Annotated in this window: 26 protein-coding genes; 14 read left to right on the forward strand and 12 right to left on the reverse strand. The window is 64.5% G+C overall.

Features of this window, described 5'->3' with window-relative positions; genetic code table 11:
* Positions 1–2 precede the first annotated feature (2 nt).
* Both QRN63_RS04995 and QRN63_RS05000 read right to left on the reverse strand, forming a co-directional pair.
* Positions 3–323 carry a DUF202 domain-containing protein gene (locus QRN63_RS04995; RefSeq protein WP_285029763.1) on the reverse strand — a complete coding sequence of 107 codons (321 nt, stop codon included), beginning with the start codon at positions 321–323 and terminating at the stop codon, positions 3–5.
* Positions 320–688 (reverse strand): YidH family protein, encoded by a 369-nt coding sequence (locus QRN63_RS05000; protein WP_285029764.1) that lies wholly within the window; start codon positions 686–688, stop codon positions 320–322. The genes QRN63_RS04995 and QRN63_RS05000 overlap by 4 nt, the downstream gene beginning before the upstream one ends.
* A 201-nt stretch (positions 689–889) precedes the next feature.
* Between QRN63_RS05000 and QRN63_RS05005 the strand changes: the two genes are divergently transcribed.
* The 6 genes from QRN63_RS05005 to QRN63_RS05030 all read left to right on the forward strand — a co-directional run bounded on the left by QRN63_RS05005 (position 890) and on the right by QRN63_RS05030 (position 6,677).
* The gene (locus tag QRN63_RS05005; RefSeq protein ID WP_285029765.1) at positions 890–2,341 is read left to right on the forward strand and encodes an ABC transporter substrate-binding protein; all 1,452 of its coding nucleotides are present in this window, start codon (positions 890–892) and stop codon (positions 2,339–2,341) included.
* Between the two features lie 28 nt (positions 2,342–2,369).
* Positions 2,370–3,257, forward strand: coding sequence for an ABC transporter permease (locus tag QRN63_RS05010; RefSeq protein WP_285029766.1), 888 nt, complete (start codon positions 2,370–2,372; stop codon positions 3,255–3,257).
* Positions 3,254–4,003 (forward strand): ABC transporter ATP-binding protein, encoded by a 750-nt coding sequence (locus tag QRN63_RS05015; protein WP_285029767.1) that lies wholly within the window; start codon positions 3,254–3,256, stop codon positions 4,001–4,003. Before QRN63_RS05010 ends, QRN63_RS05015 begins: the two co-directional genes overlap by 4 nt.
* Before the next feature lie 29 nt (positions 4,004–4,032).
* On the forward strand, positions 4,033–5,517 hold the full coding sequence (locus tag QRN63_RS05020) for a SulP family inorganic anion transporter (protein ID WP_285029768.1): 1,485 nt from the start codon (positions 4,033–4,035) through the stop codon (positions 5,515–5,517).
* 96 nt (positions 5,518–5,613) lie between these two features.
* The gene (locus QRN63_RS05025) at positions 5,614–6,207 is read left to right on the forward strand and encodes a DsbA family protein (RefSeq protein WP_285030009.1); all 594 of its coding nucleotides are present in this window, start codon (positions 5,614–5,616) and stop codon (positions 6,205–6,207) included.
* A gap of 269 nt (positions 6,208–6,476) precedes the next feature.
* Entirely contained in the window at positions 6,477–6,677 is a 201-nt protein-coding gene (locus tag QRN63_RS05030) for a hypothetical protein (protein ID WP_285029769.1), read from the forward strand.
* Between the two features lie 47 nt (positions 6,678–6,724).
* On the opposite strand, the gene QRN63_RS05035 is transcribed toward QRN63_RS05030, so the two are convergent.
* Positions 6,725–7,315, reverse strand: coding sequence for a TIGR03086 family metal-binding protein (locus tag QRN63_RS05035; RefSeq protein ID WP_285029770.1), 591 nt, complete (start codon positions 7,313–7,315; stop codon positions 6,725–6,727).
* Positions 7,316–7,413: 98 nt separating this feature from the next.
* On the opposite strand from QRN63_RS05035, the gene QRN63_RS05040 reads away from it, so the two are divergent.
* Positions 7,414–8,832, forward strand: coding sequence for an SDR family NAD(P)-dependent oxidoreductase (locus QRN63_RS05040; RefSeq protein ID WP_285029771.1), 1,419 nt, complete (start codon positions 7,414–7,416; stop codon positions 8,830–8,832).
* A 25-nt stretch (positions 8,833–8,857) separates the two neighbouring features.
* Here QRN63_RS05040 and QRN63_RS05045 read toward each other — a convergent pair whose 3' ends face one another.
* Complete coding sequence (locus QRN63_RS05045; protein ID WP_285029772.1) at positions 8,858–10,147, reverse strand: DUF2786 domain-containing protein; 1,290 nt, start codon at positions 10,145–10,147, stop codon at positions 8,858–8,860.
* A gap of 210 nt (positions 10,148–10,357) precedes the next feature.
* On the opposite strand from QRN63_RS05045, the gene QRN63_RS05050 reads away from it, so the two are divergent.
* Positions 10,358–10,747: a DUF4267 domain-containing protein gene (locus QRN63_RS05050; protein ID WP_285029773.1), complete on the forward strand. Its 390-nt coding sequence runs from the start codon at positions 10,358–10,360 to the stop codon at positions 10,745–10,747.
* 15 nt (positions 10,748–10,762) lie between these two features.
* Here the strand turns inward: QRN63_RS05050 and QRN63_RS05055 are convergent, their stop codons facing one another.
* Together QRN63_RS05055 and QRN63_RS05060 are read right to left on the reverse strand one after the other, a co-directional pair.
* Positions 10,763–11,662 carry a hypothetical protein gene (locus QRN63_RS05055; RefSeq protein ID WP_285029774.1) on the reverse strand — a complete coding sequence of 300 codons (900 nt, stop codon included), beginning with the start codon at positions 11,660–11,662 and terminating at the stop codon, positions 10,763–10,765.
* Between the two features lie 8 nt (positions 11,663–11,670).
* A complete protein-coding gene (locus QRN63_RS05060) occupies positions 11,671–12,006 on the reverse strand; it encodes a hypothetical protein (protein ID WP_285029775.1) in 336 nt (111 codons plus the stop codon).
* 416 nt (positions 12,007–12,422) lie between these two features.
* Between QRN63_RS05060 and QRN63_RS05065 the strand changes: the two genes are divergently transcribed.
* The 3 genes from QRN63_RS05065 to QRN63_RS05075 are packed head-to-tail and all read left to right on the forward strand — an operon-like array spanning position 12,423 to position 14,717.
* Complete coding sequence (locus tag QRN63_RS05065) at positions 12,423–13,151, forward strand: proteasome-type protease (RefSeq protein ID WP_285029776.1); 729 nt, start codon at positions 12,423–12,425, stop codon at positions 13,149–13,151.
* Between the two features lie 7 nt (positions 13,152–13,158).
* Positions 13,159–13,914 carry an N-formylglutamate amidohydrolase gene (locus tag QRN63_RS05070; RefSeq protein WP_285029777.1) on the forward strand — a complete coding sequence of 252 codons (756 nt, stop codon included), beginning with the start codon at positions 13,159–13,161 and terminating at the stop codon, positions 13,912–13,914.
* A complete protein-coding gene (locus QRN63_RS05075; protein WP_285029778.1) occupies positions 13,911–14,717 on the forward strand; it encodes a transglutaminase-like domain-containing protein in 807 nt (268 codons plus the stop codon). Before QRN63_RS05070 ends, QRN63_RS05075 begins: the two co-directional genes overlap by 4 nt.
* Before the next feature lie 22 nt (positions 14,718–14,739).
* Here the strand turns inward: QRN63_RS05075 and QRN63_RS05080 are convergent, their stop codons facing one another.
* Genes QRN63_RS05080 through QRN63_RS05090 form a run of 3 tightly spaced genes read right to left on the reverse strand, consistent with a single transcriptional unit; the run spans position 14,740 to position 16,241 of the window.
* Positions 14,740–15,462, reverse strand: a complete 723-nt coding sequence (locus QRN63_RS05080) for a potassium channel family protein (protein WP_285029779.1) — start codon at positions 15,460–15,462, stop codon at positions 14,740–14,742.
* Between the two features lie 39 nt (positions 15,463–15,501).
* Complete coding sequence (locus QRN63_RS05085) at positions 15,502–15,966, reverse strand: hypothetical protein (RefSeq protein ID WP_285029780.1); 465 nt, start codon at positions 15,964–15,966, stop codon at positions 15,502–15,504.
* An 8-nt stretch (positions 15,967–15,974) separates the two neighbouring features.
* Positions 15,975–16,241 (reverse strand): hypothetical protein, encoded by a 267-nt coding sequence (locus QRN63_RS05090; RefSeq protein ID WP_285029781.1) that lies wholly within the window; start codon positions 16,239–16,241, stop codon positions 15,975–15,977.
* Positions 16,242–16,913: 672 nt separating this feature from the next.
* On the opposite strand from QRN63_RS05090, the gene QRN63_RS05095 reads away from it, so the two are divergent.
* Positions 16,914–17,840 carry a NaeI family type II restriction endonuclease gene (locus tag QRN63_RS05095; RefSeq protein ID WP_285029782.1) on the forward strand — a complete coding sequence of 309 codons (927 nt, stop codon included), beginning with the start codon at positions 16,914–16,916 and terminating at the stop codon, positions 17,838–17,840.
* Between the two features lie 277 nt (positions 17,841–18,117).
* On the opposite strand, the gene QRN63_RS05100 is transcribed toward QRN63_RS05095, so the two are convergent.
* Positions 18,118–19,425 carry a restriction endonuclease gene (locus QRN63_RS05100; protein WP_285029783.1) on the reverse strand — a complete coding sequence of 436 codons (1,308 nt, stop codon included), beginning with the start codon at positions 19,423–19,425 and terminating at the stop codon, positions 18,118–18,120.
* A gap of 213 nt (positions 19,426–19,638) precedes the next feature.
* A complete protein-coding gene (locus tag QRN63_RS05105; protein ID WP_285029784.1) occupies positions 19,639–20,625 on the reverse strand; it encodes a DNA cytosine methyltransferase in 987 nt (328 codons plus the stop codon).
* Positions 20,626–20,755: 130 nt separating this feature from the next.
* On the opposite strand from QRN63_RS05105, the gene QRN63_RS05110 reads away from it, so the two are divergent.
* A complete protein-coding gene (locus QRN63_RS05110) occupies positions 20,756–21,193 on the forward strand; it encodes a very short patch repair endonuclease (protein WP_285030011.1) in 438 nt (145 codons plus the stop codon).
* Here the strand turns inward: QRN63_RS05110 and QRN63_RS05115 are convergent.
* Complete coding sequence (locus QRN63_RS05115; protein WP_285029785.1) at positions 21,180–22,091, reverse strand: NaeI family type II restriction endonuclease; 912 nt, start codon at positions 22,089–22,091, stop codon at positions 21,180–21,182. The genes QRN63_RS05110 and QRN63_RS05115 overlap by 14 nt on opposite strands.
* A 215-nt stretch (positions 22,092–22,306) precedes the next feature.
* Here QRN63_RS05115 and QRN63_RS05120 point away from each other — a divergent pair, with 215 nt between their 5' ends.
* Positions 22,307–25,423 carry a hypothetical protein gene (locus tag QRN63_RS05120; RefSeq protein WP_285029786.1) on the forward strand — a complete coding sequence of 1,039 codons (3,117 nt, stop codon included), beginning with the start codon at positions 22,307–22,309 and terminating at the stop codon, positions 25,421–25,423.
* Positions 25,424–25,426 lie beyond the last annotated feature (3 nt).

Raw genomic sequence — 25,426 nt, forward strand, 5'->3', positions numbered from 1 at the left:
GGTCAGCCGAGCGGCATGAGATACATCAGTACCAGCACACCCTCGGCGATCACCGCGAGGCCAACTGCCGGCAGGTGCCGCATCGCGGCATAGTGCCCGCGCGCCAACTGGCGGCGCCGGCTCGCACCGAACCCGCACACCACAGCGGCGAGCACCGCGACCGCGGCGACGAGAATGATCCGCGTGGCGCCGTGACCGCCGTGTAACGTATCGGCGTTGCGCAACAGCACCAGAACGCCCGACGTGGCGATCGCCAGTGCAGTGCGGTTCCAGGCCAGCGCCGTGCGTTCGGCCTGCAGGCCGCGATCCTGGGTGAGCGTCATCGCACTGTGGCGCTGATCGCCAGGACGATGGTGATCAGTCCGATCAGCGCCAGGCCGGTGGTCAGGAACGTGGGGGCGGAGGCCTGCGGCAGGGGCTCGTCGTTGCGGATGGCCCGGTCCACCTGGCTCCAGCGCCGCAGTCCCGCGACCGCCGTCAACACCGCCATGACGCCGACGCCGACGCCCAGGACGTGCCGCAGGCCCGGTATGGCCAGCTCCGGCATGAACTGGACGACCGCCACCGCGGCGGCCATCAGCCCCAGCGACGTGCGTTGCCACGCCAAGAACGTGCGCTCATTCGCGAGGGTGAACCGGTAATCGGGCTCGATCGGGGTGCGGGTAGCCGTCACGCTCGAAATGTCCATGGGTACAAGGGTTTCCGAAAACTCTGTGTCATGCCAGGGCGCCGGTGGTGGCGTAACAGAGTGTTAATTCACGGTGTCGGCGGCGCGGCGCAATCCGCGCGATTGGGTGCCTGACCTGTGGTTTCTGCTGCCGTAGATGGCGTAACTATCGCGCAACCTCAGATGACAGCGAGGTAACAGAAACGGTCGACTCTTGTGGACATGGACAAGCAACAGCGCACTGGCCGCCCGTGGCAGGCCCGCTCGGTTGCTCTGCTGGCCGCGCTCACGGTTGGTGGGGCTCCACTGCTGACGGGGTGCGGCCTGCTGTCGGAACCGACCGTCGTCGTCAACGTTGGCTACCAATCCAAGACCATCAACACGGTCAACGCCGGCACGCTGCTGCGCGACCGTGGGGACTTCGAGAACCAGCTCAAAGAACTGGGCGCGGCGACCAACACGAAGTACCGGGTGGTGTGGCAGGACTTCGCGTCCGGTGCCCCGCTGACGGCACAGATGATCGCCACCCACGTCGACATCGGTTCGATGGGCGACTACCCGCTGCTGACCAACGGCTCCAAGACCCGCAAATACGGCGACGCGGCAACGGAATTGGTCGCAACCACCGGCTACAACTTGCGCGGCTCGCTGAATCAGGTGGTGGTGCGGTCGGACTCGCCGGCACGGACCCTCGCCGATCTGAGCGGTAAGAAGGTGTCCACCAGCCTCGGATCGGCCGGCGACGGCATGCTGTCCACCGCGCTGAAAACCGTTGGCATCAACAAGGACTCGCTACATATTGTCAATCAGGATCCGTCGGTCGGAGCGTCGTCCATCGATGGCGGCCAGGTCGACGCCCTTGCGCAATTCGTGCCGTGGCCACAACTCGTGATCTACCGAAACCAGGGGCGGCTGCTGTACGACGGCGGCGACAACAACGTGCCCACCTCCCACGGCGTCGTCGCGCGCCGGCAGTTCGTCGACGGCCATCCTGAAGTCATGGCGGCGTTCCTGCGGGCCATGAAGAGCACCACCGACGAGATCGTGGCGCACCCGCTCCAGTCGGCCCTGCGGGTCAGTGCGCTGACCGGGATCGAACCTGAAGTGATCTATCTGTACAACGGCCCCAACGGCTTTGTGAGTTTCGACATGACACTCAAGGACCAGGTGCTCGCGGCGTTCAAGCCCATCAAGGCCTACCTGGTCGGGCGTGGCGCGGTGACAAAGGATTTCGACGTTCCCCAGTTCGTCAACGACGGATACCTGCGGCAGTTGTTCGGACCCGGCTATACGCAGCGGCAGGCCAGCGTGGCCAATCCCATGACACTCACCGGTTTCGACGAGGTGTGCGGACTGCCGGTCAACGACGCCGCGCAGGCCTCCGAAGTGTGGGTGTCCGGCACCGATACCGCGGTCTCCGCCACCCCGACCTGTCTGCTCCGCCGACTGGCCGCGACGCCGCACGTCCGGGCGTCGTACGTTCCCGATGCATCGACCGGACTGCGCATCTTCGCCGATCACGCTGTCTGGCTTGATGATCCGGACGCACCGCCGGCCCAGCGCTACAAGCCTTTCGCCACGGCCGCCGGTGCGGACACGTACCGGACCAACCACCCGCAAGCAGTCACCGTCGGCTACGCCGCTGCCATCGGGCAGCCCCGCGCCGCCGGCTGATCACACCACCAGGAGAGAAAGGAACCGCATGACCGAGCTCATGACCAGACCTACGTTGGCCGTCCCTCGACTGTGGTCACCGGCGAACCGGACCGGAAAACCGATGCGGCACAAGTTCACCGATCTGCGGTCCAGCGCCATCGCCCGGCGACTGCCGGCGGTGCTGCTGCCCCTGATCCCGATCGCAGTCTTCCTCACGCTGTGGCATCTGCTGACGGCCCACAACGTCGTGGCCTGGCTGCGGTTCAACCGGATGCCGGCACCGGAGGCCGTGTTCCACACCCTGCTGACGCGGGCCAGCTCGGGCGGCTTCTACGACGACCTGCTGGCCAGCCTGCAACGCATCCTGCTGGGCTTCGGCCTGGCCGCCGTGGTCGGCATCGGGTTGGGCGTGTTGATCGGCCGCTCGGAGATCGCCCGAATGACGCTGCGGCCGTTCATCGAACTGATCCGGCCCATCCCGGCGATCGCGCTGGTGCCGCTCACCATCCTGCTGTTCCCGTCCAGCGAGCAGGGCATCGTGTTCATCACGTTCTTCGCCGCGTTCTTCCCGGTGGTGGTCAGCACCATCCACGCCATGGACTCGATGCCGAAGGTGTGGGAGGAAGCCGCGCAGACCATGGGCGCCGGGCGAATGTCGTTGCTGCTCCACGTGATCATCCCGGGTGCGCTGCCGGGGATTTTCGCCGGACTCTCGGTCGCGATGGGCGTGGCGTGGATCTGCGTGGTCAGCGCGGAGATGATCTCCGGCCAGTACGGCATCGGGTACTACACCTGGCAGGCCTACGGGTTGCTCGACTACGCCGGTGTGGTGGTCGGCATGATCTCCATCGGCGCGCTGGGGCTCGGTACCGCGTGGCTGGTGGAACGGGTCGGACGGCGGGTCAACCGCTGGCTGCCGAGGGCCGCCCGATGAGCGCCGGCGCTGTCGATCTGCAGCAGCTGCAACTGGGCTTCAACGGGGTGGTCGCGGCCAATATCAGCCTGGCTATCGAGGGGGGCGAAGTGGTCGTCTTCCTCGGGCCGTCCGGCTGCGGCAAGTCGACCATCCTGCGGGCGCTGGCCGGGCTGCTCAAGCCCATGGGTGGCACCGCCACGGTGGACGGTGCGCCGGTCACCGGCAATGCGGCCCAGTGCGCCATGGTGTTTCAGGAAGACGCGCTGTTCCCATGGCGCAGTGCCCTCAAGAACGTCGAGTTCCCGCTCAAGCTCCGTGGCGTGCGCGGCAAGGAGCTCAAGGAGACAGCAACGGCGCGGCTCGAGCAGGTCGGGCTCGGCGCCTACCTGCACCACCTACCGAGCCAGCTGTCGGGCGGCATGCGTCAGCGGGTGCAGCTGGCCCGCACCCTGGCGTGCAAGCCGCGGGTGATGCTGATGGACGAGCCGTTCGGCGCCCTGGATTCGCAGACCCGGCTGGAGATGCAGCAGCTGCTGATGTCGGTGTGGGCGGACCATAAGATGACGCTGCTGTTCGTCACCCATGATGTCGACGAGGCGCTGCTGTTGGCCGACCGCGTCGTGCTGCTCAGCCACCGGCCTGCCACTGTCGCCGACGTCATCACCATCGAGCAACCCCGCACCCCCGAGGCGCAATTCGAGGAGTCCTACCAGCGGCGCCGTCGCGACATCCTGGACTTCCTCGGTCACCGTCCGGCCGCCTGACCAAACTGGCTTCCCGCCAAGGAGATTCGATGAGCATCACCCTGCCTGGGTTCCGCGCGCCCGCGTCCGGTCCCGATCGGCCGTCCCTGCTGTCACCCGCCGTGCTGCGCACCGAGGTGCTGGCCGGGCTGGTCGTCGGGCTGGCGCTGATCCCGGAGGCCATCGCCTTCTCCGTCATCGCGGGCGTCGATTCCCGCGTCGGGCTGTTCTCGTCGGTGACCATGGCCATCACCATCGCGTTCGCCGGGGGACGCCCGGCCATGGTGTCGGCCGCGACGGCGGCGGTGGCCCTGGTCGTGGCGCCGGTGGCGCACGAACACGGTGTCGGCTATCTGGTCGCCACCATCGCGATGGCCGGGGTGATCCAGATGCTGCTGGCGTTCGTCGGGGTGGCCAAGCTGATGCGGTTCATCCCGCGCAGCGTGATGGTCGGCTTTGTCAACGCCCTCGCGATTCTGGTGTTTGTCGCCCAGCTTCGGCACCTGATCGATGTGCCGTGGCTGGTGTATCCGCTCACCGCCGCGGGCATCGCGTTGATGGTGCTGCTGCCCAGGCTGACCACCGCCGTGCCGCCGCCGCTGGTCGTGGTTCTGGTGCTGACGGTCGCCGTCGTGGCCTTCGGGTGGCACGTACCTAACGTGGGAGATCAAGGGGCGCTGCCGGATTCGTTGCCGCTACCCGGCATTCCGGACGTGCCGTTCACCTTGCACACGTTGCAGATCATCGCACCGTACGCGGTGGGGGCGGCGCTGGTCGGGCTGCTGGAATCGCTGATGACAGCCAAGCTTGTCGACGACATCACCGACACCCCGTCGAACAAGACGCGCGAGGCATGCGGGCAAGGCATCGCCAATGTGGTGACCGCGCTGTTCGGCGGCATGGGCGGTTGCGCGGTGGTGGGGCAGACCATGATGAACGTCAAGATCGCCGGCGCCCGGACCCGGCTCTCGACGCTGCTGACCGGGGTGTTCGTTCTGATCCTGGTGCTGGCACTCGGGGACCTGGTCGGCCGGATTCCGATGGCAGCGCTCGTCGCGGTGATGATCGTGGTCTCGGTGGCCACCTTCGACTGGCACAGCGTGGCGCCGCGGACGCTGAAAGTGTTGCCGCGCAGCGAAACTCTTGTGATGGGGATCACCGTCTGTGCAACGGTCGCCACGGGGAACCTGGCGATCGGCGTCGCGCTCGGGGTGCTGGCCGCGATGGTCGCGTTCGCCCGCCGCGTCGCGCACTTCACCTCGGTGTCCTTGGTGGAACCGGGGACGTATCGGGTGTGCGGCGACCTGTTCTTCGTCTCGAGCAATGACCTGGTGCATCAGTTCGACTACGCGGGCGACCCCGCCGACGTCGTGGTCGACTTATCGGGCACCGCGGTGTGGGATGCCTCGTCGGTCGCGACGCTGGACGCCATCCGGCTGAAGTACGCGTCACGGGGAAAGACGGTGCGGTTCGTCGGGCTTGATGACGCGAGCGCGGACCGACTGAACCGGTTGTCGGGACGCCTCGGGATTTAGCGGCCGGGTGTTGCCACGTTGCGCCAGAATGGAGGCGTGAACGTGAACTGGCGTGGTGTACTCGGGGTCGTTGTCGGGCTGCTGATCGGGCTGCTCATGGGCGGACCGATCGCCGGCCAGGCGCACGCCGCCGCTGCCGCACCCGCCGGGGACGTCATCTCCATCGGCGACCCGCACGCGCTCGGGCAGATCGACCTCTACCTGGATCCCATCTGCCCGTTCAGTGGCAAGCTGATCCGGTCCGACGGCGAGGAGCTGGGGCGGCGCATTGACAACGGGGCGCTGCGGGTGAACGTGCGGTTCGTGAACTTCCTCGAAAAGTACTCGGCCAGTGGCACATACGATCGGCGCGCCATTTACGCGGCATTCGCCGTGGCCGGCGAGTCGAAGTCGAGTGATGTCGCGTGGCGTTTCATTCAGCAGATTTTCTCGAAGGAGAACCAGCCGCGTGAAGGCGGCGACAGGGACCTGAGCAACGAGCAGTTGGCCGAGCTGGCAGGCCGGGCGGGTGCGCCGCAGTCGGCGCAGGACCTGATCCGTCTCGGCCTGCCCGTCGGGTACGACTCCAAAGTCATCGCCGCCAACAACCTCACCCTCCTGCACGAGTTTCCGGAGCCGGGCGTGCCGCTCGTCGTCATCGATGGACAGGTCATCAACGACGAAGAGTGGCTGAGCCGCCTGCCGAGCTGACCGCTAACCCACTGGGAGTTGACGCGAGCCCGGCGCTGGGGCCGAGCTAACCGGCCGACGGCAAGGCCGTGACAAGTACGGAGCGCTGGTCTGGGGCTGGTGGATCCTCGTCGTGGTCCGGTCCTGTCCGCCAATCGGGGGACAGGACTTTCACCCGGCGGAGGGGCCGGTCGGCGGATACCGGGCGACGGCTGTGCGCGGCATTCTTAGTTCAACACCGGAACACCCCGGAAAGAACTTGAAAAGCCTTCTCGCACAAAGGAGTCAACATGACCATCACCCGCCGCATCGCCGCCGGATTCGCCCTCGCTGCCGCACCCGCCGTTATCTTCCTGGGGGCCGCCACCGCCCACGCGGACGTCACGACCGCCAGCAGCCCGGTCGGCACGCACCACGCGTTCCCGCACCAGCAGAACGCCCCGCAGCCGGGCAGCCCGGTGCATCACCACCACCAGCACAACCACCGCTGAGACTCTCTGTCCCCGCTGAGGCCGCCCCTGTCATCGACGGGGCGGCCTTACGCATCCGGGCTGACGGTCCTGCCGAGGAACGCCATCAGTTTGGTGGTGCGCGACGCGCCCGCCGGTGCGGGCTGCTCCGGCCCGAAAGCACCCGGGCGCCGCAGCATCTGTGCCGGCACCGACTGGACCAGTCCTTCGGCCAGGGTCAGCAGGTCGTCGGAGAGCTCGATCGACTCGCCCAGCGACTGGCGTAGATCCCAGGTGTGCAGAGCAAGGTCGGCAATCGGGAACATGAGTGCCCGGCGCAGCGGAACCTCGCCTTGCGGGGACTTGCGCGGGGCATCGAAATCAGCGGTGGGCATGGCTTCGCGAAGGCGAATACCCAACGCGCTCAACTGGTCTGCCGGATTGTCGTACATCCAGTCCGACGGTGCGGAAGGTCCGTCCCAGAGCTCACCGTCTTCGACGAGCACGATGATCCGGGTGGCGCTGCCCGTCGCGTGCGCGACCAACTCTCGCACCGTCCAGTCCTGCAAGATCGACGGATCGTCCCACCGTTCGGCTGGCACGTCACGGACGGCGGCGGTGAGCAGGTCGAGGGCCTCCGTGGCCAACACGCCAAGGTCGGGAGTCGTGTCTTCGCTCATGAGGGCCACCGTACGAGCAGGCACTGACATTGACCGCAGATTGAGCGAGACGGTTCGCTTGTTGGCCTGCTGCGGCCCCGTCGCCGTACCCTTCCACGGTGACCGCGATCGATCCTGACCAGCTCAGCACCTGCCTGAAGGTGCTGTCCGAGGTGAGCGCGCTGCCGCCCGAGCACCCCGACGCCATTGCTGTACGGCAGGCCACCGCGAAGATGTTCAAGGAGCTGAAGAAGGAGCGCCGGGCCGCCGCGCGCGACAAGATTGCGGCGGCTGACCGCGCCGTCATCGCCGCGACCGCCACGGGTGCGCCAGGACGGATCGACGACGAGACGCAGGGTCTGCCCCTGGTGTCCACCGCGGCCGGGGCCACGGCGGGCACGCTGCTGCGTTCACAGCACTGCTACATCTGCAAGAACCACTTCACCGTGGTCGATGCCTTCTACCACCAGCTCTGCCCCGACTGCGCAGCGTTCAACCGGGCCAAGCGCGACGCCCGCACCGATCTGACGGGGCGCACCGCGCTGCTCACGGGTGGACGCGCCAAGATCGGCATGTACATCGCGCTGCGGCTGTTGCGCGACGGCGCGCACACCACGATCACCACCCGGTTCCCCAACGACGCGGTGCGCCGCTTCGCCGCGATGGACGACAGCGCCGACTGGTTGCACCGACTGCGGGTCGTCGGGATCGACCTGCGGGATCCGGCCCAGGTGGTCGCTCTGGCCGACGAGGTGGCCGCGCAGGGGCCGCTGGACATTCTGATCAACAACGCGGCGCAGACGGTGCGCCGCCCGCCCGGCTCGTATGCCGCGCTGGTGGAGGCCGAGCGCACCCCGCCGCCGGAGTTGGTGGACGTCGTCACCTTCGACCACGTCAGTGACGCGCATCCGCATGCCCTGGCGGGAAGTCTCGGCGAGCATCCGACGGCGCACGCTCTGACATCGCTTGCGCTGCAAGCCCGTAGCGCGTCTCCGGAGCGGATTGCCGCGGGCCTTGCGATCGATGCGGGTGGGCTGTTGCCGGATACCGCGTCGATCAACAGCTGGACCCAACGCGTGCACGAGGTCGACGCGATGGAGCTCCTGGAGGTGCAGCTGTGCAACCAGACGGCGCCGTTCATTCTGGTCAGCCGGCTGCGTCCCGCGATGGCCGCCTCGCCCGCCCGGCGCAAGTACGTGGTGAACGTGTCGGCCATGGAAGGCCAGTTCAGCCGCGGCTACAAGGGGCCCGGGCATCCGCACACCAACATGGCCAAGGCCGCGCTGAACATGCTGACCCGCACGAGTGCCGGGGAGATGCTGGAGCAGGACGGCATTCTCATGACCGCCGTCGACACCGGCTGGATCACCGACGAACGTCCGCATCCCACCAAGCTGCGGCTCGCCGAGGAAGGATTCCACGCACCGCTGGATCTGGTGGATGGTGCTGCGCGCGTGTATGACCCGATTGTGCGTGGGGAATCGGGCGAGGACCTCTACGGGTGCTTCTTGAAGGACTACGGGAAGAGTCCCTGGTAGCGCGACCCGTCGGGCCGAGCACCGCTTACCCCGCGATTGGGCGGCGCACATCCAGCTGGGCAAGGTCGGCGGCGATACGCCCGGCTGACCATCCGGCACCGTCGGACGCCGACATCATGCGAGGGATCGTCGATGGGAAGAGCTTGTCTGTGAGGTCATCGGTTGCCTGGCTGCGCGCTGCCAACACGGGAAGGAGCCTGTCGAAGTCCAGTTCGGTGGCCGCCGTCGTCGAGGTGGCGGTGAGGCGTTCACCGATGCGTGCGGCGTACGCGAGGAGAAATGACTGTCGAAACGAGCGGGTCCGGGCCTGCGTGCCGGTGGTCGTGCGGCCCACCGCCAGCATCGCGCGGTTGGCCTGGACCAACAGCGAAGTAGAAAGCAGCTCAACGAATTCCAGATCGCAGTCGGCACCGATGACGGCGACGAATCCGACCTTCTCCGCGCACACGATGCGACACCGGTTGGCGGTAGCCACGGCCTGCACCAATGCTGACTTGGCGATGACGTAGGGATTGTCGATCCAGATTCGTCGAGCGGTGGCCTCGGCTGCGAGGCCGCGTTCGTGGTCTCGGATCGCGTGGTGCAGCGAGTATCTGCTCATCAGTTCTTGCGCCTTGGCTGACAGGGTTTCGGCTTCTTCAGGAAAGTTGGTGGCCTCAGCCTTGGCCAGCAGCGCGCGCACCCGGCTGAGCGCTTTGGCGTCGGCCGTATTCGGCTCGACCGCCGAATGCTGGTTCTCGCCGGGCAACGGCTGCAACGGCTGGAGTTTCGGGAGGGTTCCCAAGAACCGAAGCACCTTGAGTACGACCGTCAACGCCGCGTGGTGGTCGACGGCATTGCGGTCCGCCCAGTCCCGTAGCTGCCAAGCGCCGGGCACGACTGTCGCGGGCAACGCGGCGAGTTCGGCGCGCCACCGCGGGTGCAAGGTGGAGACGGGATACTGCCGGGACTCGCGCACGACGGCCTCAGCCACATAGCCAACCGCTGACGTATCGAGGCGGCGGCGAGCGAACTCGTGCAGATCGTTGGGTGACCAACCCAACCGCCACGCGACGGCGATCGCGTCAGTCAGCGCCGCTTCGGCGGCAATGTCGAGATCATTTGCTCGACTAGGGAATTCGTTCAGTAGCTCGACGGCGTGGAAGTCCGCGTCATGGGCGGGGCAGTGTGCGTAGTTGTGCAGCGCAGCGGTGAGGTGGTCGAGGATGGCGACCCGGTCGTACCCGGGATCGGCGTCTCCGCGTTCTCGCCGGGGCGATGTGCGGCGGCGGTCGTGGTGCTTGGCGGTGCGCTTCTGGCGGTTACGGCGGCTCATGCCGGGAGTCTGGCGCATGGGTGTGACAAGTGGCCGTGACTGCCGCGCGTACCGCGGCAGAGTGGTTCAGTGCAACCGGGCCGCGTCGCCGGCGCGGCGCAAGTACGTGGTGAAACGCTGGAGCTGGTGGATGGTGCTGTGCGCGTGTACGGAGGGACGACCGGACCAACGTACCCGCACGCGGCGGCGTGACGCCCTACGCTGCAAATCATGTCGATCGACCGTGTTGGACTCGTCGTCGGTGGTCTCCGCCTCGCGTCGGGGGTCTCGTTTCTGGTCACCCCGGCCCGCGCGAACCGGCTGTGGGGTGACCCCGAGAAGCCGACGGGATCGACGTGGCTGCTGCTGCACTCGATGGGCTACCGCGATGCGTTGATCGGCGGCCTGCTCGCCGCGGCTGCGCTGCGTGGTCGGGACACTCGAGGGTGGTTCCTGGCCTCGGGTGGTGCCGATGCGGCAGACCTGTTGGGCGGCATGGGTGTTCATCATGAGATGAGGCCGTCGCAGAAGTACATCGGTCTCGGCGGCGCCGTCGTCGGGATCGGCGTCGGGTTGTGGGGTGCGGCGCGGCGCCGGCCTGTCGGCGAGGGAGCTGCCTGACTATGTTGTGTGGCGCTACGCCGCCATCCGTGCCGCGGTGGCCGCGGCGATCTGGTTGAGGTGGTTGGTGGCGACCTGTACTGAGCTTTGGTGGGGGAGTGCGTCGACGTATTCGTAGGTGATGTGGGGCAGGGTCGGCGGGTTGGTGGCGTAGAAGGCGACGGCTCGGTCGATGGCTTCGACGAGGGCGGGGCCGCCGACGATGGGGTCGGTGACGAAGGCCAGCACCTGCTGGGCGAGGCTGCCCTGGCCGGTGAGGCCGGCGATCAGCGCGATGGCCGCGTTGATGCTGATGCCGAGCTGGACCGCGGCTTTGTAGACGGCGGTGATGTCGGCGCCGGCCTGGTTGGTGGGTGTGGTGGTGTAGAGGTCGCCGGGGTTGGCGAAGTCCCACCAGGTGTCAATGCCGTTGCTGTCCTTGGGGATCTGCGCAGCGGTGAGGTTGGTCGTGGCGATGCCGCGGCCTCCGGGGTCGGTGCCGCCGGGGAAGGTGTGGCCGGTCAGGCGCCAGGGGTTGCCGAAGGTGTAGCCGCCGATGAGGTTGGGTTTGGCCCATTGCAGGGTGCCGGTCATGATCTCGGCGAGGACCCGGGAGGCGGCCTCGGCGCCCTGGCTGTAGCCGCCGAGGGCGAAGGTCTGCTTCGGGTAGTTGTTGATCCAGCCGATGGCGTTGGTGACCGCGATCCGCACTGACTCGGCGTAGCTGGGGGACAGCGGCGCGCCGGGTGGGATGGGGCCGAAGGTCCACGGGGCTTGGATGGGGACTTCGAAGACGAGGTCGGGGTCGGCGGCGTGGACGACGTCGGAGGGGTAGCCGGTGCCCGGGGCGGCCCAGGTGCCGGCGAAGGTCAGGACGGCGTGGCGGACCTGGTAGACCCCGGAGATGTTGGCGGCGATGTCGCTGAATGTGGTCATCGCTGGGCTCATTTCGCGGTGGTGGGCAGTCCGTTGGCTTTGCGCCACTGGATGGCGAATTCCATGAGTTCGATGAGGACGTCGCCACTGTCGCGGGTGATGCCGTCGCTGAAGGTGTGGACCCAGGCGATCTGCTCGGCGACGGTGACCTGCTGTTCGAAGGCGTCGAAGGTGCCCTGGTACGTCTGGCCGTTGTGGACGGAGTTCCAGGGCCCGCGGTTGGGGTCGTCGACGATGTCGCCGATGTTGCGGGGGTGGCGGGCCAGGACCGCACGCCAGGGTTCGGGCATGCCGTTGGCGGTGACGCCGGAGATGTCGGTCTGGAGTGATTGTGCATCAGCCATGGTGGAACCTCCTGGTTGGTGGGGTGGGACGCGATTTGGCGGTGCTCGGGTACCGAGGGAAGTCGGCGGTCTGGAATACCTTGTCGGCGAGCGGCTTTTGTCGTGCGAGCGATTCACGGTCCTCGGGTGGGGTTCCCGGGATCGTCATCGGAGCCGATTCGTCGTTCACCATCGTCTGCCCTTTTTGACTGGGACGTCCATTTCCACCATAGGCCCGTATTGGAGTGCGGTCGACTGCGGCGCGGGCGGCGAGCGGAGCCAGCGCGCACCCTGGCGCGGCGCAGCGTAGGGTTGAGGCATCGGCGGCGTTCAGCCGGGCCTGATGCCCGACGTGAACCGATACGCCCCGCGTCTGCCACGAGTCAGATTCACCCGTCCTAGCATCGGGGAATCCACATGTGCGGCAGGCGCTTACCGTGACGTATTGCATCGGTGTGCTGCTCGACGACGGGATCATCTTCGCGGCTGATTCCCGCACCAACGCGGGCGTCGACAACTTCGCCAAGTTCTGCAAGGTGACGGTGTTCGAGACTCCGGGCGATCGCGTGATCGCCTTGTTGAGTTCGGGAAACCTGGCCGGGACGCAGGCCATCATCAGCGTGCTGCGGCAGCGGTGTGCCGACGGCCCCGCGACGACCAACCTGCTCGGAGCGACGACGATGTTCGACGTCGCCCGATTGGTATCGGACGCCATGCGTGAGGTCGACCAGCGCGACGCGGGCTACCTGGACAGCAACCCGGCCGGCTTCAACGCCTCATTCATCGTCGGTGGGCAGCTCGCCGGTGAGCCGATGAGGCTCTTCCGCATCTACGCCGAGGGCAATTTCATCGAAGCCGGCACCGACACGATGTTCCTGCAGACCGGTGAGACGAAGTACGGCAAGCCCATCCTCGACCGCGTCCTCACTCCCCAAACGTCCCTCGCCGACGCCACGAAATGCGTTCTGGTGTCCTTTGATTCGACCATGCGGAGCAATCTGTCGGTCGGTATGCCCATCGACTTGATCAGCTACGAACGGGACAGCCTCGAGGTGCCGTGGCGGCGCCGATTCGACGAAGGCGACCCCTACTTCACGGCCGTCCGGGAAGCGTGGAGCGAAGGCACCCGGGCGGTATTCAGCAAGCTACCCGACCTGCGATGGTGATCGCGTCGTGCCGGACGTCCAGCTCGTCACGTGCGAACACGGCGGCAACGCCATACCGGCGCCGTTCGGATCGCTCTTTACCGGCCACCGCGCGCTACTCGACTCCCACCGGGGATGGGACCCTGGTGCCTTGGTAATGGCCGAGGCGCTCGCTACCGCGACCCGGGCACCACTGGTCGCATCGACCACCAGCCGGCTTCTCGTCGACCTCAACCGGTCGATCGGTCATCCGCAGCTCTTCTCGGAGGTGACGCGTGCCGCGTCGAGGGAGGTCCGAGCGCAGATTGTTGCGCAGCACTACCGCCCGCATCGCGATGCCGTGGAAGACCTTGTCAGACAGTCGATCTCGTCCGGACATCGGGTGATTCACATCGCCTCCCACAGCTTCACCCCGGAACTGGACGGGGTCGTGCGCCGAGCCGACGTCGGGCTGCTCTACGACCCCCGGCGGCGCGCAGAGGTGCAGCTGAGCACGCGCTGGCAGGCGTCGCTCGCGGGACTTCATCCCGAACTCCGGGTGCGCCGCAACTATCCCTACGCGGGCAAGGCGGACGGCCTGACGTCGCACCTGCGCAAGCAGTTCGGGGAGGGCGAGTATGTCGGAATCGAACTGGAGATCAACCAGCGCATCGTCGTCGCCGCCGGACAGCCCTGGGCAGCGCTACGCGGCGCGCTCATCGATTCCCTGCACACGGCTTGTGCACCCCAGCCCGACCTGCCCCGCGTAAACCAAAGCATCACAGCGAAAACGGAGACACCATGAAAATCAATGTCGGCTACGAGATGGTCTTCGACTGCCCGAAACCCACCCCGATGATCTTCAACCTCAACGTCCACTACACCCGGGTCTCCGACCTCATCGGGCGCGACGTGTTGGTGGCCGACCCGCCGGTGCCGATGACGGCCTATCGTGACGACTTCGGCAACTGGTGCACCCGCATCGTCGCGCCGAAGGGGATCACCCGGATCTCGGGAGACGCGATCGTCAGGGACAGCGGGCTCCCCGATGTCCTGGTCCCCGGGGCACGCCAAACACCGGTCCCGGAGCTGCCCGACGAAACGCTCATCTTCCTGCTGGGTAGCCGGTACTGCGATACCGACCGGCTGTCGCAGACGGCGTGGGACCTGTTCGAGCGGACACCGCCCGGCTGGGACCGCGTTCAGGCCATCTGTGACTACGTGCACCGACACATCACCTTCGACTATCTGCAGGCGGACAACACTCGCACCGCATTGGAGGCCTACGAGGGTCGGGTCGGCGTCTGCCGCGATTTCACGCACCTGGCGGTAGCCTTCTGCCGCTGTATGAACATCCCGACGCGCTATTGCACCGGGTATCTCGGCGATATCGGTATGCCGCCGCCTTATGGGCCAATGGATTTCGCCGCCTGGTTCGAGGTGTTTCTCGACGGGCACTGGTACACCTTCGACGCGCGCAACAACACGCCGCGCATCGGCCGGGTGCTGATCGCGCGCGGTCGTGACGCCGCCGACGTCGCCCTGAGCAATGCGTTCGGCCCCAACACGTTGACGAGTTTCCGGGTGCGGACGGACGAGGTGGCGTAGCGGCCTGGCTTTCACCCTGCGGTCAATCGGCGCGCTGCTGCAACAACTCTCGTAGTTGGGTGAGCTCTTTGTGCAGCCCGTCGATCTGCGCCGCGGTCACGGCATTCTGGGCCTTGTCCTCGTCCGAGACGGTATGGATGATCCAGGACGCGATGGTCGCGGTGATGGAACCGACCAGACTGATTCCGCCGATCATCATCAGGACGGCGATGACGCGGCCGGTGGTCGTGACCGGGTAGATGTCGCCGTATCCGACCGTGGTGATGGTGGTGATCGCCCACCAGACCGCGTCGCCGAAGTTGGTGATGTGGGAGCCGGCCGCGAAGCGCTCCGTTTCCAGCTCGGCCAGTGCGCCGACGTAAATCAGGAGGACCGCGCCGGAGACGGTGTAGGTCACCACCCGGCCGCGGATCGCATTGCCGATGGCCTCCTGCAGTGCGCTGACCAGCACCACCAGTCGGAGCAGCCGAAGTGGTCTCAGCAGCGGCAGTAGGACGACGGCGAGGTCAATCAGGTGATGCAGGAACCACTTTCGCCGATCGGTCGCCAGATACAGCCGGGCGAAATAGTCGACGGCGAACACGGCCCAGGTCAGGAACGTGACGATGTCGAGGAGGTGCTGGGCGAACCCGCGGGGTTGCGCGAGCACTTCGATGCTGTACGCGGCCAGGAAAACCAATGCCACGGCAGCCAGCGCCCACTCGGCCCGGTGGTCCCATTTTGCGAGACGGTCTTGGGTTGTCACGACTCAAAGTGTGCGGGACGGGTGGGTGGTGTGGGGGAGTTATGCACTCGGGCTGGCGATGCCGCGGCCGCCGGGGAAGGTGTGGCCTTGCATCCGCCAGGGGTTGCCGAAGGTGTAGCCGCCGATGAGGTTGGGTTTGGCCCATTGCAGGGTGCCGGTCATGATCTCGGCGAGGACCCGGGAGGCGGCCTCGGCGCCCTGGCTGTAGCCGCCGAGGGCGAAGGTCTGTTTCGGGTAGTTGTTGATCCAGCCGATGGCGTTGGTGACCGCGATCCGCACTGACTCGGCGTAGCTGGGGGACAGCGGCGCGCCGGGTGGGATGGGGCCGAAGGTCCAGGGGGCTTGGATGGGGACTTCGAAGACGAGGTCGGGGTCGGCGGCGTGGACGACGTCGGAGGGGTAGCCGGTGCCGGGGGCGACCCAGGTGCCGGCAAAGGTAAGGACGGCGTGGCGGACCTGGTAGACCCCGGAGATGTTGGCGGCGATGTCGCTGAATGTGGTCATCGCTGGGCTCATTTCGCGGTGGTGGGGAGCCCGTTTGCTTTGCGCCACTGGATGGCGAACTCCATGAGTTCGATGAGCACGTCGCCGCTGTCGCGGGTGATGCCGTCGCTGAAGGTGCGGACCCAGGCGATCTGCTCGGCGACGGTCACCTGTTGTTCGAAGGCGTCGAAGGTGCCTTGGTAGGTCTGCCCGTTGTGGACGGCGCGCCAGGGTTCGGGCATGCCGTTGGCAGTGACGCCGGAGATGTCGGTCTGGAGCGATTGTGCATCAGCCATGGTGGAACCTCCTGGTTGGTGGGGTGGATGCGGCTTGGCGCTGCTCGGCGGACCGATGGAAGTCGGTGGAGATCGGCTCAAATGCTGTGCTGGGAGAGCAGGAATTGAAATGCGGTCGACTCGCGATCGTCGGGGCTGTATCCCGGGATCGTGCTGAGCGTCGCTTTACCGACTGCCATCGTTGTCGTCCGTTCTTACGGGAACGTCCAATTTCCCACACTAGGCTCGGAGGGGCGGCGCGACGACCTGGCTGATGTGATCCTCGGCGGTTCAAGTAGGGCTGCGGCTGACGGTGGCGAATATCTCCGCGTGTTTGATGGCAGCGTTGCGCGGTTTGGGCGACGAACGCCATGTCCTGGAGGTCACGGTCATCGAAATTATCCAGACTCGCGAAAGGCGTGCCGGCTTGTGTAGGGCGGAAGGGAGTATTTCGGCCCCCGCGACGTCCTCAACTACCGGTCAGCGGTGACACTCGTAGATGAAGTCATTTGATCGGTGCGGGCCGGTCGCTGGCACGGTCTAGCCCGCGCTTGCTTGCCAGCGGGAATGTCGTTGCCGTTCGTCTATTGTTTGCTTGATGTGTGCCAGATGGCAGCGTATTCATCGCTCAGCGATGAGTGAAGCTCTCGGCGGATTGTCCTGCCAAAGGTCCCATGGCGTAGCCTGCCCGCCATGCCCCGACCACTAGCCGGCCCTGGCGATGAATGCATCAGCGATCTGAGGCAAGTGCCGCACAAGTTGATCGCGCATTCCGACGATACCGACCTTCAAACCGTCTACTCGTGGCTGATGCGTCACAATCTCAGGACGTTGTTAACAGGTGCCGTCGATGACGCTGTCCAGTATGTGCTGGATGGTGCCCGAACTGGGCGCTTCGACCTTAACTCGCCGGACGTCGACTCCGACGAGCGCAGAACAGTCGGAACTAAACTGCAGTACCGCGTGTTGTCCGCTCTAAGTTTGGTCAAGGAGCGTCCTCTCGACACCACGATCGAAGGGGTACCAGTAGACATCAAGGGCACGGTGCGATCAAATTGGACAATTCCGCGTGAAGCCCAGTGCGAAATATGTCTGCTTATCCAGGTCGACGCGGCAAATGATCGACACCGAGCATTCCTTATGCGGACGCATCGCCGGTGGCTAGGAGAAGGCAACAATCAAGATGGCAAAAAGGGAATCTTGGTGCAGGCGCGACGTGCGTACGCGCTACCCGTCCTCGACTGGACTCCTCTGCCAAAGAACCCGCTGAAGCTGCTCACAGAGCAGCAAGTGGCGGTCGTCTTCGATCCACACGTGGGGATCAAACGCAGAGTGGCAGCAATGTTCGGTTTTCTTCCCGAGGTCATTATCCCGCGGGCTTCGATCGAGACGGTTGGCGCGAACGCGAAAGACCCAGTGAGACGCGCCAGGCAGGCGAAGCCCGGCGTGTTTGAGGAGCATGGTCTCGTGGTGTTGGTGGGCACCTGGGTGGAGCAGCGGCAATTGGCAGCCCGGTACGGGTTCGATATCCGGGGCGACGCATGGGTTGCGATACGGCCGGAGACTCTCGGCGGTGATTTTGAGGCGGCGAAGACGCTGATGCTACGGACTGGCAGCTGACGTATCTCGCCAATTATTCATTTTGCTGCGGCTTGAAGAATATGAGCCAAATCACCGCCAATAAGGGCACTGGCGAGGCTACGTTCTGGGCATATGGTCGATGTCAAGTCGACGGAATCGAACGCGACTTGACGCAAACTGAAATCGATGTCTTGGCCATCTACCTCAAGTTCACCTCCGTTCCTGGTGGTCCCGCGAGTCAATACATAGTGGCATCTTGGTGCGTGTGACCGACCATGGCGGCGAGGATATCCTCGCCGCGCAGTGCGCGTCGCAGCTAGACGTTGAACGTGGCCTCATTGTCAGTTGCGGTCTCCAGCTTCGCGTGCATCGGTGGCGCGTTGTCGACGGCGATCGGCTGAGTGGGCACTGCGACGTCTACGGCGGCTCCCACCTGATGCGCCGACGCCGTCGATGGATACTGAGTCGAAAGATATGTAGCCAGCGACTTTTCGTCGGACAAGCCCATTCTCCGCAAGACCTTGACCAGGTCTCTGCCCGTCATGAAAATGATTGGGTGCTGGTCCTCTCGCACTTCTTGGTAGGCCTGAGCGCCAACGAATGCTGTCGTGACGAACACCCCGAATTCCCGATGCTTGATCCGGGCGATCAGCCGACTCACCATCTTGACGCCGGCGCCGCCACCGTCGGGGTCGTAGCACTTCGCCTCAAGGGCGAACTGCAGGCGCACAGGATCCTCATCTGGGCCAATGCGGAATTCTCCGATGGCGTCCCGCCCACCGTCGCGACTTGGCCGTGTCACTTCGACCGATGCGACATGCGGATCGGAGTTGAGCCACATGTCGGCCGCGAAGTGTTCGAACTCGACCGGGAAGTCGGCGAAGTGTTTGTGGACTGCGCGCATCATCCACATGTCACCGGACTCCGGCCTCTGCTCTTCCTTGCTGCGCACGATGAGGTTTCGTGGCGCCTCGAGCGCTTGGTAGATCCGGGCTTTGACCCAGGACCGCCACTCGGCCGGGCATGTCTCGGCGAGTGGATTTCCCGCGACGATCTCATCGATCCATTCGCGCCGAATGATCGGCGTCTGGAGGACGGTGAAGTGGGAACGATAGTTCTGGAATCGCCGATTGCGCGTCGTCCGCCATACCGCGACAAGTTCTTCGTCACTGGTTAACCGCGGAGATCCAGGCGCTAGCAGTCCCCGGAAGATGACGTCGCGACCACTGACTTTTTCAAAGAGGAATATCGGCGGTACTTTGAGCCGTTCGTCCGCGCCCGCACGAGATGCGGCAAAAATGTTTCGCAGCAAAAGGTTTCCACCTCGTGGGGTGTCGTGAAGGTCCTTACCGGGTTTCCGGTTGTCGCCGTAGTAGGTGAAGTCACCTGTCGTGGGATCTATCTGGTCGGGCCAGTCAACTTCCGCGCCGGACGTATATAGCACGACAAGCCGCACTGTCTCATTCACTACGCTTCCCCTGAAGCGAAACCCTCCTTGGTTGCCAACTGGCAGCAGCTTTGCGATCGCGTCGTCTCCAGCGTTGCCCTGCGTTCCGCCCGCGTAGACACGGTCCAGGACGAGGTCAGCTGCCGCGAGTTCAACGAACGGAACTTTCTCGGTCACTAATCACCTCCGGCGCCGGTAGCGACGACTCTATGCCAACCCTGGTTGGGGATTGGCAACCTCAGGGATCGCTTGGACGGTGTAGACGGTATGACCTGCGGTGTCGGGTGGCGCATGGGCAGCGCCTAAGACCGATGCGGACGTGGGCACAGCCGCCTCAGTGCGCAAGTCTGGTCTAGGGCGGACCGCAGAGGGCGCTACTTCTGAGCATTCTCAGGCGCTGCGCGCCACCAAAGAGTTGTCTCGGCGGGGCTTGGCCTGCCGTCCTGCGAGTGTCTGGGCGATGCTCTGCCCGACAGCCGCGGCGACGGGAGGCGGGAACGCGTTGCCGATCTGCCGATAAGCGGCGGTCTTCCGTCCGTAGAACACCCAGTCCTTGGGGAAACCCTGGATTGCCGCAGCCATCTCTAGAGTCAAGCGCGGGACATGATGAAGCGGTGTGCTTGCGTCAGGCCCGTGGTTCGCGAGTCCTCTGCCGTCGACGCCGAGTTCCAGCCATGCCGCGCGCGCCCGAGTTGGTCCGAGGTCCGGCCCGCCATGCTTCCGCGAGCCGCCAACGATCGTAGGGCCTATATCGTTCGCCTTCTTCGCCCAAGCGGCCGCGCCGGGCCAGCCGTCGCGTGTCATCAAAGGCTTGAGCACCTCACCGACCGTGGTGGTCTCTGTGTGTGGCGTTGGCCATTGGAAACCATCGAAATACGCACTCTTGACGGCAACAAGGATGAAGCGTGGTCGAAGCTGTGGTACGCCAAAATCGCTGGCGTTCAGTACCTGCCAATCCGCACGATAACCCATTGACGACAGCGTTTCGAGCACCCATTGGCGGTAGCCGTCGAACTTTGCAGTCGACAACCCGCGAACGTTCTCCAACATCACTGCAGCCGGTTTCGCTTCGGAGACCAGTCGGAGAGCCTCCGGAAACAGGTCTCGCTCGTCGTCCTTGCCGAGTTGCTTGCCGGCGATTGAGAACGGCGGGCAAGGTACGCCCCCAGCGAGCAGGTCGATTCCGCGATAGGGACGGCCGTCTATCTCGCGCACGTCACCCTCGTGAACCTTCCAGTGCGGCCGGTTGGTCCGCAAGGTCTCACACGGCTCAGGCTCTATCTCCACCGCTAGTTCGTGCGCGAAACCGGCTTGCTCCAAGCCGAGGGACTGGCCACCTGCCCCAGCGCAGATTTCCAGGCAGCTGAGTGCGTTCATCAAGCGATACCTCCGTCAGGCATCGAACTTTTGTTCGATTTGACTAGATCATGACTCACGCCACCGACAAGTGCTAGCACCGTCGTAGATTAGTCGTGTGACGCGCAAACGCGGCGCACCCACGCCGACGGTGCCCGTTTACACCACTTCGCCAGGGCGATCGCGCAACATGGCTGCAATCCGTCGCGCCGATACCAAACCGGAGGTCGCGGTGCGGTCGGCGCTCCATCGCCGTGGTTACCGCTTCCGGAAGGACTTCCCGCTTCGGGTTGACGGGCGGCTCGTCCGTCCTGACATCGTTTTCACAAGGCGCAAAGTCGCGGTCTTCGTCGATGGATGTTTCTGGCATTGCTGCCCAGAGCACGGTCAGCGGCCGAAAGTGAACGGTGAGTATTGGTCTCCGAAGCTTGAGGGCAACGTCAAACGGGATCGTGACCAGACGGGAGCGCTCGAATCTGGCGGCTGGACGGTTCTGCGGTTCTGGGCGCATGATCCTGCTGAACTGGTGGCCGACGCGGTCGATCAGCTATTGGCTGGTCGGCCCGGCCATGGGATTAGTCCTCTCTGACACCCCGTTCGGGCAAGGTGGGAGCCTCACAGCGTGGATCCTCAAGGCTTGCCCGCCTCCATCGGCATCCCTGTATCAGTGCGCCGGTGCTGCTTCCTGGCGTGACGCGAACTGAAATGTAGTGCTTGTCGTCGGGCTCGGGAACGCCGAGCGCTTTGGCCAGGTGAGCGTGATAACTGCTCAGAATGATGTAGCCCTCCGGCTTTAACGCACTGCGGGCGCCGCCGTTCATGCGCACGCGCTTCTGATCGTCCAGTTGCATCGCCACAGTTCGTACGGTGTTGCGATGGACGAGCCGACCTTCGGCTGCGCGGAACAACCGACTGACACGCTGCGTGCCAAAACGATTGTCGAAGATATGCGCGACCACCTCGTCGGGTAACTGCAGCAGTATGCTCGCGGGCATAGGGGCGTCCCGCCACAGCCATTTGATAGCGCGGCGTCCGGCAGGATTCAGGGTACTCTTCTTGTCGCGGTTAGCGCCTTCACGTCGATACGTCTCGACGACTCGAACGAGCCCCAGTGAAAATTGCGCAAGAGGATCGCTTCCGGTCGCGACAAGCGCGATCTCATCGAAAACCTCCGGTGGGAGCATCCAGCCTCCGTCGGATTGACTCCACTTCGCATCCACCTGGTGACCTGCAATGCGATAGTCGGTTTCGTCGCCTCCGTCGAAATCAAATTCGCGCTGGGCATTGATCTCGAAGACCGTCCCGAAATGTGTCTTCTCAGTTTTCATCAGCTGTGACCAGCGGAAGCGGCCCGTCTCCGGTCCGTTGTAAATCATGTCGTAGGTATGCCGCAGGACTGCGCCCCATCGTGCGCCCGTTGGGTCGAGACGAAGTATCTCTACTGCAACTTCTTCAATTGCCGAATCGACGTGCGCATCCTCGGTCACTACCGGGAATCTACCCGAGGTGGCCGGATGCAGGCCCATGGGGACAAACGCTTTGCCTCGATAGATGGCCGACATGGTGATCTGGCCGCGATCAGTCTGCCGGCCGAAATTTCTGGCATTTGCCTGCCAGCGATCACAGCAAAGCTGTCTGAGTTGTCGGTGGTGTGCGTTAGCGTCTGCCCAGTCTGTTGATTTCCGTTTGGGGGAGAGTGGTCATGCTGAACAGACGGCAGGGGGATTCTTATGCCGATCGACCCGGTCGAAACGCGCCGCAGTCCTGGTCGCAATATCTCGAGTGGAACCAGGCCGTAGCCGATGTCGTCTATCCCGTAAGCGAAGACTTCGCGCCGGCGTATATGGACCTCGAAACCGACGTACTCGCACGAATCGCGCAGTGCACCGGCAGGACCGGAGGAGACGCGCGCCAAGGGCTTGCCGAGGCAGTCAAGTCCATCGCCTTAAGCCGGCCGACTGGCCGAGTTCAGCTGACGGCCCTGGTCAACGAAACTCGCGCGTGGTCACGGAAGAAGGTCCGGAGGAATCCGCCGCCTTGTCTAGCGTTCTTGGCGCTCACGGTGCTAGCGGCGGAAGACATGGGGAAGGACGGGGACCTAGCTCCACACGCCTACTATCCGCGCCTTGCCCGCTTGCTCGGACTCCCCGACAGCGATAGTTCCTTACGCCAGCAGTACCAGCACCATGCAGAGTACTTGTGGCAGGCGCTTAACGGCTGGCTCGGAAACCAAGATGGCGAGCGCGGTATGCCGACTGCGTACGCACTGAGCCGTCGGTACGTCGGACTTCCGATGTCTCAGGCGTTGGTGCGCGAGGGTGACCGCCAGAAGTTCCCCTTGATGTTCGCGCAATATGGGCTGGGCCCGGGCATGCACGTCGCGCCCGAAGACCTTGTACGCTATCTCGACGACTGGTTTACTACGCAATTCTCGTCGGCTCCGGCAAACCTGCGCAATCTGTGGAAGCGGCCGGCGGTGCGGGAGCGAATTGCGTCGATCGCGGCCGTCGAATTGGAAAACTGGGACGGTGCCATCGCGGGTGCCGACGCGGCCAATACCGCCGCCCTGCAGTCCCGCGCAACGGTCGTGGTGAACATTCGTTCCGGGTTCCGGGGATCGACAATGGACATCTCGTTGGGCGTAAGGCCGCTCGGCGAAATGCGCGGCCAGATGGAAATCCGCACCACTGATGAAACCTGGCTACCCATCACTCTCACGCCCGGGACAGCGGGCCTGTGGCGGACGTCTTACACCGAAGCTATCGACCGTCGTTCGATGCTCGAAGGTCTAATCCGCATTCGCCACCCTCATGGCGAAGGGGGTTCAGAGTACAAACACATGCCGCGTCAAGTCATTCCGCTGCTTTACGACGAGTTGCAGTCCGCCTACGTCGAGATGGAGCGACTCCAACTGGGTGCTGACGCCATGCTGCTAGTTCGTGCAATCGCGCCGACCAAGGTAAAGACAAGCGCGGTCGAGAGAGTGCACAAAGCGCTGACAGAAGCTGCCCGGCCCGGTTTCGAGATGGTGGAGAATGCAGTCGGCCTGCCGGAAGGCTGGGTGCTGTTCAAGAACGTCCAATTATTCAGTGCGCCGGCCGACCAAAGCCTCAATGAGCTTGTCCCGCTTGCTCAGAATAAGCTCACGATCGCCGGCGGATTGCGGATTCCAGCACGCATCCGGAAGTGGTCAACGCTTTGTCCGCCTGAGGTTCGCGCGACTGTGCAATCGGAAACCCTTCTGCGCGTGACACTTTCGTACACCGACTCGGATGAGCTGATCGGGCAATGGATTTCTCGCGACAGCGTGCTGGTTGCTCCGCTAAACGACCTCAACCTTGACGACGGGGACTACACCGTGTCGTTGTTTATCGGCGACAAGCCAAATGTAGACCCGGTTCAGCAGGCAACGATAAGGCTTCGATCCAGCCGCAATGTCGACGCGCTCTGGCACAACGCGCCCCGACTGGTCTATTCGTTGGATAAACCGCGAGGTGCAATCTCCGCAACGGAGCACTCCGAAATGCGGGACTATTCCTTCGTCGACGGGCTTTCGGCCATGGGCGATGCCGCCCAAGTTGAGCCGACTATCCACGCTAATGGCAATGTGACTTGGGGTGAGGAATCACGTCAAGCCAGACCGGTTACCATTCAGATCGGCTCACCGGATCCGAACTCCTGCATCGTCACCGGGGCGCATCGTATCGTTCTGCCGCCGGCGCTGGGAGGCAAGGCACCGAAGTTCATCAACGGAACGTGCTCATCATGTGGTCTGGTAAAGCGCTATCCAGGCTGGCTGCCGCGCTTCGGTAAAGGGTTATCGAATGTCAAGGCCGCGGCGGTCACCGTCGATATGAGGGAGCTTCCTAAGGTTACCGACGCTGGACCGAACTGGGACGCCGCGCTCGATGTCCTCATGCATCTGGGCGGCGGTTCCATTACCTCGCTGCAATCGGTGGCGATGCAGCTGGAGGGCTCAGCGCTGTTCGTCGACAACTTTATCCGCGGGCTTCAAGCTCTCGGCCATATTGCCATCGAACGTGATCATCTTTGGCGACCGACCCGATGGGAGATCTCACCTTCATGTCTCGCCGAAGGTGCCGACGGAACATGGCGTTTCACTGGATTCTGGCCGCCGCCGCTCGTCCAACAAGCTGCGGTTCAATCGGCCCGCTACGGAGGGCGATTCACCCAACGGCGGGCAGATGGGGCACCATCGACCTACTCGATCGCTGACCTCAGTCTTGAGGACATCGAGAAGGTAACCGACCTCGATGGCGATGGCGAGATCGATGAGTTCGAAGCCAGTATCAACGTAGTCTACGACGCGGGCGCTCAGTTGCTCGGAATTCTGCCCAGACTTTCCGAGGTTGCCGCATCCCTGAAACGCGCGAGCATGCCGGGGTTTGACTCGGCAGAGCGCTTCGACGTGCGGTCAGCCAATTGGGTCGTGACGGGGGATGCTCACGCCCCTGGCGCCTACCGCCTGCGCCGCGGATTCGAAACCCTCTACGCGTTCCGTATGGACAGCGATGTGGACTCCGGAACCGCAGCCCTCGCTCCGGTTCAGGTGGTCAAACACTTGGCCGCCAACATCTTTGGTCAGAGCCTGCTGACTTATCTGGCCTCTAGCGAGACTGCCCTCGTACCGTTGGGTTGCGACCTTCCCGGCCTTTACGCTCGCGCGATCGTAGCCATGTCCGGCCAGCTTCCGGAGCGAAAAGGCTTAAGGCTCAACGGAAAATTACGATCTTGCCTCGCCTACCGATTAGTCGACCGCGATGCCGCCGACTTGCTAGCTACGCTGCTCGCCACTTAGGAG

The sequence above is a fragment of the Mycolicibacterium sp. lyk4-40-TYG-92 genome, from assembly GCF_030209435.1.
In the GTDB taxonomy this organism is placed as follows: domain Bacteria; phylum Actinomycetota; class Actinomycetes; order Mycobacteriales; family Mycobacteriaceae; genus Mycobacterium.

Bases quoted from the DNA above. Each gene is read 5' to 3' on its own strand.
- QRN63_RS05105 (WP_285029784.1), bottom strand. From the start codon at position 20,625: ATGAACGCACTCAGCTGCCTGGAAATCTGCGCTGGGGCAGGTGGCCAG.
- QRN63_RS05020 (WP_285029768.1), top strand. From the start codon at position 4,033: ATGAGCATCACCCTGCCTGGGTTCCGCGCGCCCGCGTCCGGTCCCGAT.
- QRN63_RS04995 (WP_285029763.1), bottom strand. From the start codon at position 323: ATGACGCTCACCCAGGATCGCGGCCTGCAGGCCGAACGCACGGCGCTG.
- QRN63_RS05005 (WP_285029765.1), top strand. From the start codon at position 890: ATGGACAAGCAACAGCGCACTGGCCGCCCGTGGCAGGCCCGCTCGGTT.
- QRN63_RS05030 (WP_285029769.1), top strand. From the start codon at position 6,477: ATGACCATCACCCGCCGCATCGCCGCCGGATTCGCCCTCGCTGCCGCA.
- QRN63_RS05000 (WP_285029764.1), bottom strand. From the start codon at position 688: ATGGACATTTCGAGCGTGACGGCTACCCGCACCCCGATCGAGCCCGAT.
- QRN63_RS05015 (WP_285029767.1), top strand. From the start codon at position 3,254: ATGAGCGCCGGCGCTGTCGATCTGCAGCAGCTGCAACTGGGCTTCAAC.
- QRN63_RS05045 (WP_285029772.1), bottom strand. From the start codon at position 10,147: ATGAGCCGCCGTAACCGCCAGAAGCGCACCGCCAAGCACCACGACCGC.
- QRN63_RS05055 (WP_285029774.1), bottom strand. From the start codon at position 11,662: ATGACCACATTCAGCGACATCGCCGCCAACATCTCCGGGGTCTACCAG.
- QRN63_RS05035 (WP_285029770.1), bottom strand. From the start codon at position 7,315: ATGAGCGAAGACACGACTCCCGACCTTGGCGTGTTGGCCACGGAGGCC.
- QRN63_RS05060 (WP_285029775.1), bottom strand. From the start codon at position 12,006: ATGGCTGATGCACAATCACTCCAGACCGACATCTCCGGCGTCACCGCC.
- QRN63_RS05010 (WP_285029766.1), top strand. From the start codon at position 2,370: ATGACCGAGCTCATGACCAGACCTACGTTGGCCGTCCCTCGACTGTGG.
- QRN63_RS05050 (WP_285029773.1), top strand. From the start codon at position 10,358: ATGTCGATCGACCGTGTTGGACTCGTCGTCGGTGGTCTCCGCCTCGCG.
- QRN63_RS05075 (WP_285029778.1), top strand. From the start codon at position 13,911: ATGAAAATCAATGTCGGCTACGAGATGGTCTTCGACTGCCCGAAACCC.
- QRN63_RS05095 (WP_285029782.1), top strand. From the start codon at position 16,914: ATGCCCCGACCACTAGCCGGCCCTGGCGATGAATGCATCAGCGATCTG.
- QRN63_RS05090 (WP_285029781.1), bottom strand. From the start codon at position 16,241: ATGGCTGATGCACAATCGCTCCAGACCGACATCTCCGGCGTCACTGCC.
- QRN63_RS05120 (WP_285029786.1), top strand. From the start codon at position 22,307: ATGCTGAACAGACGGCAGGGGGATTCTTATGCCGATCGACCCGGTCGA.
- QRN63_RS05085 (WP_285029780.1), bottom strand. From the start codon at position 15,966: ATGACCACATTCAGCGACATCGCCGCCAACATCTCCGGGGTCTACCAG.
- QRN63_RS05025 (WP_285030009.1), top strand. From the start codon at position 5,614: ATGGGCGGACCGATCGCCGGCCAGGCGCACGCCGCCGCTGCCGCACCC.